Origin of the sequence: Prevotella sp. P5-108 (assembly GCF_002251385.1) — a bacterium.
In the GTDB taxonomy this organism is placed as follows: Bacteria; Bacteroidota; Bacteroidia; order Bacteroidales; family Bacteroidaceae; genus Prevotella.
Window position 1 is genome coordinate 1 of the sequence record NZ_NPJJ01000009.1, and the last position, 852, is coordinate 852.

General features: G+C 41.9%; 1 protein-coding gene and 1 pseudogene. Both read left to right on the forward strand.

All coding sequences use genetic code 11. The features are described from left to right. Positions 1-51 precede the first annotated feature (51 nt). Entirely contained in the window at positions 52-492 is a 441-nt protein-coding gene (locus CIK95_RS01655; protein WP_052484576.1) for a hypothetical protein, read from the forward strand. Between the two features lie 32 nt (positions 493-524). Continuing rightward, positions 525-852, forward strand: a pseudogene (locus CIK95_RS13335) (IS3 family transposase); the annotation flags it as partial.

The window sequence follows — 852 nt, forward strand, 5'->3', positions numbered from 1 at the left end:
TGACTTACCCTAAAAAAACTTGACACTTTTGGATGCCTAAAACAAAAGTGTATGAGAACAAAAGTAAAACGTGAAAGAGATCGTGTCCTAAATGAAGCGACAGGTCAGTATGAATGGGTATGGGTAGAATCCACTCGCTACATTCATGATGAAGAAGATCGAGTACTTGCTGCACTTGATTTCCTTAAAGGCGAGAATACGCCTGAGGAATTAGTTGAGAAACATCATATTTCCAACATTCAGGTGCTGTTTTCTTGGGTAGGTCGTTATCTTTCTGAAAATCGTTTAGTATCTTTGCAGGAGAACAACGATGACACTATGGCAAACAAAAGTAAAGACGAGCAGATCAGAGAATTGAAAGCAGAGCTCAAGAAAGCAAGAAAAGAGGCAGAACTAGAGAAACTACGTGCCCATGCCTACGACACAATGATTAACCTTGCAGAAGAACGATTCAATATTCCAATAAGAAAAAAATCTGGCACCAAACAGTAAGTCTGCTCCGCGAAGAGTCTTCACCAGCATCGATGAATACCCTTTGCAGGCTGTTTGGTTATAGCAGACAGTCGTTCTACAACCGTGAAGATCCAGACAATGACTTTGTCGATAATGCCTTAGAAACCATGATCGTGGAGAAGGCCAGAGAATACCGTAAGGATAACCCTGGACTTGGTTGTGCCAAACTATACCTCATCGTCAAACGCTTGTTTGAATCCACTGATCGTATGCCTGGACGAGATGCGTTCATAGAATTGCTCCGTGCCAATGGATTGATGGTGCAGTTGAAAAGACGTCGTCACTACAAGACAACTGACTCCAGTCATCATTACCACAAGTATGACAACTTGATAAAGG

What these genes read in the sequence shown, in the direction of transcription:
- CIK95_RS01655 (WP_052484576.1), top strand. Translation starts at nt 52, where the DNA reads ATGAGAACAAAAGTAAAACGTGAAAGAGATCGTGTCCTAAATGAAGCG.